This window comes from Aeromonas simiae (assembly GCF_000820125.1).
In the GTDB taxonomy this organism is placed as follows: domain Bacteria; phylum Pseudomonadota; class Gammaproteobacteria; order Enterobacterales; family Aeromonadaceae; genus Aeromonas; species Aeromonas simiae.
The window spans coordinates 24,064-33,206 of the sequence record NZ_CDBY01000013.1; the positions used below are offsets into that span (position 1 = coordinate 24,064).

At 61.0% G+C, this 9,143-nt stretch carries 9 protein-coding genes; 7 read left to right on the plus strand and 2 right to left on the minus strand.

The genetic code is table 11. From position 1 onward, the window contains the following. Window positions 1-24: 24 nt before the first annotated feature. The 5 genes from BN1134_RS02360 to BN1134_RS02380 all read left to right on the plus strand — a co-directional run bounded on the left by BN1134_RS02360 (window position 25) and on the right by BN1134_RS02380 (window position 4,568). Window positions 25-447, plus strand: a complete 423-nt coding sequence (locus tag BN1134_RS02360) for a hypothetical protein (RefSeq protein ID WP_042045026.1) — start codon at window positions 25-27, stop codon at window positions 445-447. 294 nt (window positions 448-741) lie between these two features. Then, window positions 742-2,262 carry a sodium/proline symporter PutP gene (gene putP / locus BN1134_RS02365; RefSeq protein WP_042045027.1) on the plus strand — a complete coding sequence of 507 codons (1,521 nt, stop codon included), beginning with the start codon at window positions 742-744 and terminating at the stop codon, window positions 2,260-2,262. 108 nt (window positions 2,263-2,370) lie between these two features. Then, window positions 2,371-3,237 (plus strand): acyl-CoA thioesterase II, encoded by an 867-nt coding sequence (gene tesB, locus BN1134_RS02370; protein WP_042045028.1) that lies wholly within the window; start codon window positions 2,371-2,373, stop codon window positions 3,235-3,237. A 159-nt stretch (window positions 3,238-3,396) separates the two neighbouring features. Further along, window positions 3,397-3,714 (plus strand): hypothetical protein, encoded by a 318-nt coding sequence (locus BN1134_RS02375; protein WP_042045029.1) that lies wholly within the window; start codon window positions 3,397-3,399, stop codon window positions 3,712-3,714. Between the two features lie 74 nt (window positions 3,715-3,788). Continuing rightward, a complete protein-coding gene (locus tag BN1134_RS02380) occupies window positions 3,789-4,568 on the plus strand; it encodes a trypsin-like serine peptidase (RefSeq protein WP_042045031.1) in 780 nt (259 codons plus the stop codon). Here BN1134_RS02380 and BN1134_RS02385 read toward each other — a convergent pair. Both BN1134_RS02385 and hemL read right to left on the minus strand, forming a co-directional pair. Continuing rightward, the gene (locus tag BN1134_RS02385) at window positions 4,540-5,334 is read right to left on the minus strand and encodes a hypothetical protein (RefSeq protein WP_042045032.1); all 795 of its coding nucleotides are present in this window, start codon (window positions 5,332-5,334) and stop codon (window positions 4,540-4,542) included. The genes BN1134_RS02380 and BN1134_RS02385 overlap by 29 nt on opposite strands. A gap of 198 nt (window positions 5,335-5,532) precedes the next feature. Further along, on the minus strand, window positions 5,533-6,819 hold the full coding sequence (hemL, locus tag BN1134_RS02390) for a glutamate-1-semialdehyde 2,1-aminomutase (protein ID WP_042045034.1): 1,287 nt from the start codon (window positions 6,817-6,819) through the stop codon (window positions 5,533-5,535). Window positions 6,820-7,589: 770 nt separating this feature from the next. Here hemL and BN1134_RS02395 point away from each other — a divergent pair. Both BN1134_RS02395 and erpA read left to right on the plus strand, forming a co-directional pair. Beyond that, window positions 7,590-8,300, plus strand: a complete 711-nt coding sequence (locus BN1134_RS02395) for a DUF6776 family protein (RefSeq protein ID WP_042045035.1) — start codon at window positions 7,590-7,592, stop codon at window positions 8,298-8,300. Between the two features lie 63 nt (window positions 8,301-8,363). Next, the gene (gene erpA / locus BN1134_RS02400) at window positions 8,364-8,714 is read left to right on the plus strand and encodes an iron-sulfur cluster insertion protein ErpA (protein WP_042045036.1); all 351 of its coding nucleotides are present in this window, start codon (window positions 8,364-8,366) and stop codon (window positions 8,712-8,714) included. Window positions 8,715-9,143 lie beyond the last annotated feature (429 nt).

A 9,143-nucleotide genomic window follows, 5' to 3' on the forward strand; every position in this document is an offset into this window, starting at 1 on the left:
CTGTTTTTGCGCACGGAGCCCGACATGCCATCCCCTTTCAGCGATCTGCGGGTTGCCCCGCTCCCCGAGCTGGCCCTGGTATGGAATCAGCGGCTGCGCCGTCAGCTCCCCTGGCCGAGCCATGGCGAACAGAGCCTGTTTGTGGGCGATCCCTTGCTGGCACTGGTCTCTTTTGGCCCTGAACAGGCCGAGGTGAGTCAGCCTCTGGTGGAGTGGGTGAGCCCCTCCACTCCACGCCTGCGTATGCAGTCGGTCGGTGAGATCCCCCTCGATGAGCGCCACTATGACCACCTGCAACAACTGGTGGAGAAAACGGCCTGGCAACGCCTGCGCGCCTTTCGCGAGTGCAGTCGCTGTGGTCGGCGCCTGGCCCCCGAACTGCTGGCCTCACTGGCCGGACAACCGGCCTGCCGCGACTGCCTGATTGGCCGCCGTATCCTCTTTTGAGCCCCTGTACGTCATCCGATGCCGCAAAAAGAGGGGAGATCGCCTCACGTGCCCATCGTGCTGGCGCTTTTCTTTTTCCCCTCACTCGTTATGCTCAGCAGCCCGACGGGCATTGATCAGCAGAATGCGTGGTCATTTGAGCACCTGGTAGTCGATTCGCTGAGTACCAAACGTTTTTCATGTGTTTCAAATCTGTTAAAAGTGATTGTGATCGTAAAATCATCTGATTAAGCTAGCCCGGTTTTTAAAGGAAAAGCCCCCCGCAGAGGAGGCATCACCACAATGGAGTATGGAATGACAGCAAGCACACCCATGTTAATCACCTTTCTGGTGTACATCCTCGGGATGGTGCTGATCGGCTTCATCGCCTATCGCGCCACCCGCAACTTTGATGACTACATCCTCGGCGGTCGCCGCATGGGGAGCTGGGTCACCGCCCTCTCTGCCGGCGCTTCCGACATGAGCGGCTGGCTGCTGATGGGCCTGCCGGGCGCCGTCTACCTGAGCGGTATCTCCGAGAGCTGGATCGCCATCGGCCTCATCATCGGCGCCTACTTCAACTGGCGCTGGGTGGCCGGCCGCCTGCGGGTTCACACCGAGAAGAACCGCAACGCCCTGACCCTGCCGGACTACTTCACTTACCGTTTCGAAGACAAGAGCCGGGTGCTGCGCATCCTGTCGGCCTTGGTGATCCTGCTGTTTTTCACCATCTACTGCGCCTCCGGCGTGGTGGCGGGGGCCCGCCTGTTCGAGAGCACCTTCGGCATGGATTACAACACCGCCCTGTGGGTCGGTGCTGCCGCCACCATCACCTACACCTTCTTCGGTGGCTTCCTGGCGGTGAGCTGGACTGATACGGTGCAGGCCACCTTGATGATCTTCGCCCTGATCCTGACCCCGGTGTTCGTCATCATCGCCGTGGGCGGTATCGACAGCGCCATGATCGAGGTGGCGGCCAAGAGCGCCAGCAATCTCGACATGTTCAAGAACCTGGATATCATCGCCATCGTCTCCCTGATGGCCTGGGGCCTCGGCTATTTCGGCCAGCCGCACATTCTGGCGCGTTTCATGGCTGCCGACTCCCATCGTTCCATGGCCAATGCCCGCCGTATCAGCATGACCTGGATGGTGCTGTGCCTGGGCGGCGCCGTCGCCATCGGTTTCTTCGGGCTGGCCTATTTTGCCAGCTTCCCCGAGCAGGCGGCCGGTGTGACCGGCAACCCGGAGCGGGTCTTCATCGAGCTCTCCAAGATCCTGTTCAATCCCTGGATCGCTGGCGTGCTGCTCTCGGCCATCCTGGCGGCGGTGATGAGTACGTTGAGCTGCCAGCTGCTGGTCTGCTCGAGCGCCATCACCGAGGATCTCTACAAGCCGTTTTTGCGCAAGAATGCCTCCCAGCGTGAGCTGGTGTGGGTCGGGCGTCTGATGGTGCTGGCCATCGCGCTGATTGCCATTGCGGTTGCCACGAATCCGGAGAACCGGGTACTGGGGCTGGTGAGCTACGCCTGGGCCGGCTTCGGTGCCGCATTTGGCCCCGTGGTACTGCTCTCGGTGCTGTGGCCGCGCATGACCCGCAACGGGGCATTGGCCGGCATGCTGGTTGGGGCCACCACCGTCATCGTCTGGAAGCAGTTCGGCTGGCTGGGTCTGTACGAGATCATCCCCGGCTTCCTGTTCGGTGGCGTGGCCATCGTGATCGGCAGCCTGCTCGGCGCCGCCCCCTCCAAGGCGATGCTGGAGCGTTTTCGCGAGGCCGAGGAGGAGTACCAGTCGCCGGATGATACGTCCTCCGGTGAGCCGGTCACCGTCAACTGATGCCAAGACGGCCCCGCTTCGGCGGGGCCGCTGTTTTGATGGCGCCGGAACTATTGTCCTGCTTCATTTCGGTTGATAGATTTCTCCGGTCGCAATGGGAGTCATGTAATGAGCAAGGTATTGGACGAACTGCTGGCGCTGCTGGCACTGGAGAAGATTGAAGAGGGACTGTTTCGTGGTCAGAGCGAGGACCTCGGTCTGCGCGCCGTGTTTGGCGGTCAGGTGATGGGACAAGCGCTCTCGGCGGCCAAGCAGACGGTGGCGCCGGATCGCCAGGTGCACAGCTTCCACTCCTATTTCCTGCGCCCCGGCGACGTCAACCACCCCATCGTCTACGACGTGGAGAACATCCGCGACGGTCAGAGCGTATCGACCCGGCGGGTCAAGGCCATCCAGTACGGCAAGCCTATCTTCTACCTCAACGCCTCATTCCAGATTGAGGCCGAAGGGTTTGAGCATCAGGCTGTCATGCCGCAAGGCATTACTCCTCCTGAGCAGCTCAAGAGCGAGCTGGAGCTGGTGCGCCCCTACGAGAAGATGATCCCGCCCGATCTGCGCGCCAAGATCATGTGTGAAAAGCCCATCGAGATCCGCCCCGCGACCCTGGTCGATCCGATGCGCCCCACCGTGCATGAACCGCTGAGGCACGTCTGGTTCAGGGCCAATGGCCAGATGCCGGACGATCCTCGGGTGCACAAGTACCTGCTGGCCTATGCCTCTGACTTCCATTTCCTGTTTACCGCCTTGCAGCCGCATGGCGTCTCTTACTGGGAGCCGGACATGCAGGTGGCCACCATCGATCACTCCATGTGGTTCCACCGGGATTTCCGGCTCGACGACTGGTTGCTCTACGTGGTCGACAGCCCGAGCGCCTCGGGGGGCCGCGGCCTAGTGCGCGGCCAGTTCTTCACCCGTGATGGGGTGCTGGTGGCCAGCACGGTGCAAGAAGGGGTGATCCGCCGTAAACCGGCGTGAGCAGAAGACGGGAGCCGAGGCTCCCGTTTCTTTTGACTCCGTACATTTGGTTACAGACGGTCACCAAAGCCCCACTGAAGGGGGCCATGGGCCGACATAACATTCTCCTCAAGGAAGCGGCGAGGTGCCCTCCCCACCCGATACACCAGGAGAATAGCCATGAAAAAGATGCTCCCCTTGCTCGTTGCCGGCCTGTTTGGTCTCTCTTCCGTCGCCGCCATGGCCACTCCGGTCACGGCCCCGGCCAAGAGTTCTGAATCCGTGCAGGTTGTGCAAAAGACCCAAGCCACCAAGAAAGTGCATAAAAAGCACCACAAGGCCGCCGCCAAGCCGGTGACCCAGCAGACCCAGGCCGCCAAGGTGCACAAGAAGCACCACAAGGCCGCCGCCAAGCCGGTGACCCAGCAGACCCAGGCTGCCAAGGTGCACAAGAAGCACAAGAAGGTCGCCGTTCAGCCGGTGAAGAAAGCCGCCTGATAAGCAAAAGGCTGATACAGAGGATGTAAGACAAAGGGGCCTGTGAGCCCCTTTTTTTATGGACGGAGGTGAAGATGAGGCTGCTGTGGTGGTGGTTGGTCTCGTGCGCCGGGTGGAGTACGCAGGCCTGCGCCGGTGAGGCGGCATTGCTGTTCGGTCACGACGATCGCCGGCCGGTGGCGGTGAGTGAGGCTCCCTGGCAGAGTCTCGCCCGCATCGAGACGCAAGGGGACAACCTGTGCAGCGGGGTACTGATCGAGCCGCACTGGGTGCTCAGTGCCGGTCACTGCTTCCTCACCCAGCAGGGGGAGAGGGACCCGGTGCGCAGCCTGACCCTGGCGGGGAGCCAGCAGGAGCGGGGAGTCGACAGCGTCTTCCTGCCCACCCGTTTGAAGGCGGGGTTGACCCCGGACGGGGAGGGGTTTGATATCAGCCCTGAGGCCGGTGCTTTCGATGTTGCCCTGCTCCACTTAAAGGAGACGGTAACCGACGTGGCCCCGCTGCCGATCTGGCCGGGGTCGGCCAGCCGCTTGGCCGGGCAGTTGGCACGGCAGAGCGTCTCTCAGGCGGGGTATCCTGTCGATCATCCCGATACCTTGCTGGCCCATGACCACTGCCGGGTTGAGCGGATCAACGAGCGCGGCATGCTGGAGCACCGTTGTGACACCCTGGCGGGTGACAGCGGCTCTCCCCTGCTGCTGCGCACCCCGGCGGGATGGCAGGTGGTGGGAGTGCAAAGCTCGGCGCCGTTGGCCGCGCAGCGGGCGCAGGCGAACAACCTGGCGGTAGCCTTACCGACGGTGCAGCCGCTGCTACGGCACTGGCTCAGCCAGCCGCTGTCTCCCTCCCGCTAGGTGGGGCATCGGCGGGCGGGCCGTCATGGCGGCTCGCCTGCACCAGCGAGGCTTCGGCCCTGGCACCGAGGAATACGTAGAGGCCGAGGGCCAGCAGCAGTCCGATGGCGCAGCCCATCACTCCCACCGCCGGCCACAATAGCTCAAGCTGGCCGAGGGAGCCCTTGAACAGCAGCAGCAACCCCTCGATCGAGACGGCGATGAGGATGGCGGCGATGAAACGGGTGATGGTGCGGCGTATGGTGCTGTGACGGAAGATGTCCTTGTGCAGCAGCACCTCCTCTTCGAGTATGGTTTTGCCGAGATCGAACACCGCCAGCGCCAGGGTGAGAAAGACGATGGCGCTGAAGGCGCCGAGGCGGTTTTGCTCCTCGCCGAGCAGCAACAGGCAGAGATCGCGTACCCCATGCCACATGAGGCTGGCGACGATCAGCATCAGGGTGGCGCTGAGCAAGATGTAAACGGCCTTGAACCAGGGGGTGGCGTAGCGGCGCAGGCGATCCCCCATCAGCCAGGCGATCAGCGGGTGCAATCCTATTTCGATCCGTACTCCCTCTCCTTCGACCCACAGTCGCAGGCTGCCGCCTGGCACAGGTAACGGCCCCGCAATGTGATGGGCAGTCCCTCCCTCCTGGACTTGCAGCACGAACGAATAGTCGCGCAGTGCCTCTCTGGGGAGCGTCAATAGGGCAAGCAGCAGTGGGCGCAGCTCCTGGCGGTGTTCGTCATAACGACGCAGCAGATCGATGGGGCTCATCTCAGCCATGGCATCCTCCTTGTGAGGGGATCAGGGTGTCACCGCTGTATTGCAATAAGTGTGCGCAGTTGGGGGAGGCGTAGATGGCTTAAGGGTCCTTCGGCTGCCCTCTGGTGGGGCGCTGAGCGAAAGTCTGCACCCAAGTGGTGAAGTGGGAACAAGAAATAAGGGGCCATGAGGCCCCTTCGTTGCATGCCACTGGGCCGCTTAGCCGGCCAGTTTGGCGAAGCTGCGCTCGGCGGCCGCCAGGGTGTGCTCGATCTCCTTGTCGCCATGGGCCAGCGACAGGAAGCCGGCTTCATAGGCACTGGGCGCCAGGTAAACCCCCTCTTCCAGCATCAGGTGGTAGAAGCGTTTGAACTGCTCCATGTCGCAGCGAGTGACCTGATCAAAGCGGGTGATGGTCGGCTCGCTACTGAAGAAGAAGCCGAACATGCCGCCCACCTGGTTGATGGCCAGTGGGATGCCGTGTTTGGCGGCAGCGGCCTTGAACCCCTCGGCAATGCGGGCGGTCTTCTCATTGAGCGCCTCGTAAAGCCCCGGTTGCTCAAGCAGATCCAGCATGGCTAGGCCCGCCGCCATGGCGATGGGGTTACCGGAGAGGGTGCCCGCCTGATAAACGGGGCCGGTCGGGGCGATGTGCTGCATGATCTCGCGCTTGCCGCCGAAGGCGCCCACCGGCATGCCGGCACCGATGATCTTGCCGAGGGTGGTGAGATCCGGCGTGATGCCATAGTGGCCTTGGGCACCTTGCTTGGAGACTCGGAAACCGGTCATCACCTCGTCGAGGATCAGCACGGCTCCGTGGCGATCGCAGAGGGCGCGCAACCCTTCAAGAAAGCCTGGAACCGGCGGGATACAGTTCATGTTGCCGGCCACCGGCTCGACGATGATGCAGGCGATCTCCTGGCCATACTGGGCGAAGGCCGCCTCGACCGAGGCGAGATCGTTATAGATGCAGGTGAGGGTGTGCTTGGCAAAATCGGCCGGTACCCCAGGGCTGTTGGGCTGGCCCAGGGTGAGGGCGCCGGAGCCGGCTTTGACCAACAGGGAGTCGGCGTGGCCGTGGTAGCACCCCTCGAATTTGACGATCTTATCGCGGCCGGTATAACCGCGGGCCAGGCGGATCGCGCTCATGGTCGCCTCGGTACCAGAGTTGACCATGCGCACCTGCTCCATGGACGGGAGGATGGCGCGTACGCGCTCGGCCATGCGCACTTCAATTTCGGTGGGGGCGCCGTAGCTGAGCCCCTTCTCGACAGCCGTTATGACGGCGGCCTTGATGGCCGGGTGGTTGTGGCCGAGCAGCATGGGACCCCAAGAGCCGATGTAGTCGACGTAGGCCTTGCCATCCACATCATAGAGGTAGGCGCCATCGGCTCGCTCGATGAAGACCGGGGTGCCGCCGACACCGTTGAATGCACGCACCGGGGAGTTCACACCGCCCGGAATGCTCTGGCGAGCCTGCTCGAACAGCTGATCTGACTTTGACATGGATCATCCTTAGCTGGAGTTATGGGGGGCACGGTGGCTTGGAACCATCTGGGGTTCGGATGGGAAAGTGGCTGCGCCCGTGCCAAAAACCGCCTGACTATACCAGAAGGTGAAAAGGCTTGGCAGAATCGAGCCTGGCGCAGCTCCTGCCATATCCCCCTCTATGCTCTCTTCCTTTCTGTCGTCTGCCGGGGGCGGCGGGCACGCTTGATGTTGTGTCTGAGGATTGGTGCTGTGTGGTCAGATTTGATCGGTTGGCGGCTCTCAGTCGGTAGCTGGGGGCCGCTGTGAACGCTTTGCTGGGGGGAATGGATACCCCATCTGAGCGCGGGGGACTACGCGAGTGCGCCCCTGTTCTTGGCTTTGCGGCACGACTGGTCGCAATGCTCATCTGTTTTTGCTCCGGCAAGCCAAGCGGGATCTTGGCGCCGATGCTGGCGTTGGAAACCCATGTCTGGCATGACGTTCAGCGACGTTGTAAACCGAGTCTTTCCATCTCGGGCTCGAGCCCGGCGCCTTTGCGCTCCCACAATAGAGAGCATTCTGGTTTGTGCGATGACGGATAACTATCCACTGATCTGGCTGGCGAGGTTCATCACGGTGGAGGCCCCGCTGGTGCTGTGGCGTCTGGAGAACAGACCCGTTTATGGCCAAATGCAGGCACGCTCTTTGTGCCTTGTCAGTTTCCTAAAGCCGCTGTCCACTGGTTAAAGCACACCATGGCTGGCACACTTTAACCCGCAGATGCCGTCACGAGCGAGGAACACGATATGCTGAGATTAACCGCAAGAGGCTGGTGGTTGCTTGGCCTGTTACCCGGTTTACTGCTCGGATATCTGGGGGGAAACTGGCGAGAGGTGAGCAGCGGTAATCTGGTTGAGATGCAGCAGAAGACCCTCGCTATGCAAGGTGATGGCCTGACTCGCCTGCGTAAAGTGCTTGAGGTGCGCGATACCCAACTGATGACCCAGAAGAGTGCGCTCGAGCAGTTGCAGCAAACTCTCAAGCTTCAGGAGAGCCAGCTACAAGATCAAAAACGCCAATTGGCCTTCTATGAGCGGATCATGCGTCCGAGCGAGGAGGTGCCCGGGGTTGTCATCGATAATCTGACGTTGGAGGCGACCAGTGTGGCCGGACGCGTTCACTATCGGCTTGCGCTGATCCAGCCCTCCCGGCAACGGGATCGCTATCGCGGTCAGGTAACTGTGCGTGTGGAGGGGAGCCTGAATGGCAAACCGAAGGCGTTGGGAGCGGCCGATCTTGGCATGAAGGCTGGGGAGCGCCGCTACGCCTTGCGTTACTTCCAACTGCTGGAAGGCAACTGGCAACTGCCTGCGGGATTTGTACCGGATAAGGTGATCATCTCAATTGCCAAGCAGGGGAATCAGCCGGCGCAAAAGCTGACGGCAGGATGGAATGAGGTGCTCAAACCCCTGGTGGCGCCTGCGGCGGTATCTGATGCTAGTGCAACGCAGGGTTGAATACTTGAACCCGATGGTCGGGTATTGGATAATCGCCGCGTTACCATGGTAAAGAGGTCAGAAATGAGCGTAGAAGTCATGGCGCCGTTGCCAATCCAGATGACGGATGCGGCAGCCAATAAGGTGAAGGCCCTGATCACCGAAGAGGAAAATCCGGAACTCAAACTGCGGGTTTACATCACGGGTGGCGGCTGTTCCGGCTTCCAATATGGCTTCACCTTCGATGAGAAAGTCAACGAAGGCGACACCGTGGTGGAGAAGAGCGGCGTGGTCATGGTGGTTGATCCCATGAGCCTGCAATATCTGGTCGGTGGTAGTGTGGACTATACCGAAGGGTTGGAAGGCTCGCGTTTTACCGTGACCAACCCCAACGCCACCACCACCTGCGGTTGTGGTTCCAGCTTCTCTATTTGAATTCAAGGCCCTGCGGGGCCTTCTCTCTATACAGACCAGCCCATCCTTTTTCAGCCCCTCCTTTGGATCATTAACGCCATGGCATCCCATCACCAACGTTGAGGGTCGACTCTAGGTTACTAAGGTTTTGAGTCGCTCATCTTCAGGGTGAGAAAAATAAAAACGATGCCGGGGTGGCGATCGCGTAGTGACGAGCCATACTTGTTTTCCACACCGCGTGTTTGGGTGGATCGGTCAGGGAGATGACTGGTTGGTTGATGTTTAATCAATGGCACATTTTTTCAATTATTTTTGATAAACTCCTTGCCTCTCTTGGTTTGCTCCCTATAATGCGCCCTCACCAGCACGGCGGATGACGCCAAATGGTCAGTGAGTTGGCATGAGCCAGCCCGCTGCGAAAGAAAAGCCGCCACGGCGCTTGACTTTCGA

Excerpts from the sequence above, each read along its gene's own strand:
- hemL (WP_042045034.1), bottom strand. The coding sequence starts at position 6,819 with ATGTCAAAGTCAGATCAGCTGTTCGAGCAGGCTCGCCAGAGCATTCCG.
- BN1134_RS02395 (WP_042045035.1), top strand. The coding sequence starts at position 7,590 with ATGCTGAGATTAACCGCAAGAGGCTGGTGGTTGCTTGGCCTGTTACCC.
- tesB (WP_042045028.1), top strand. The coding sequence starts at position 2,371 with ATGAGCAAGGTATTGGACGAACTGCTGGCGCTGCTGGCACTGGAGAAG.
- BN1134_RS02385 (WP_042045032.1), bottom strand. The coding sequence starts at position 5,334 with ATGGCTGAGATGAGCCCCATCGATCTGCTGCGTCGTTATGACGAACAC.
- BN1134_RS02375 (WP_042045029.1), top strand. The coding sequence starts at position 3,397 with ATGAAAAAGATGCTCCCCTTGCTCGTTGCCGGCCTGTTTGGTCTCTCT.
- erpA (WP_042045036.1), top strand. The coding sequence starts at position 8,364 with ATGAGCGTAGAAGTCATGGCGCCGTTGCCAATCCAGATGACGGATGCG.
- BN1134_RS02360 (WP_042045026.1), top strand. The coding sequence starts at position 25 with ATGCCATCCCCTTTCAGCGATCTGCGGGTTGCCCCGCTCCCCGAGCTG.
- BN1134_RS02380 (WP_042045031.1), top strand. The coding sequence starts at position 3,789 with ATGAGGCTGCTGTGGTGGTGGTTGGTCTCGTGCGCCGGGTGGAGTACG.
- putP (WP_042045027.1), top strand. The coding sequence starts at position 742 with ATGACAGCAAGCACACCCATGTTAATCACCTTTCTGGTGTACATCCTC.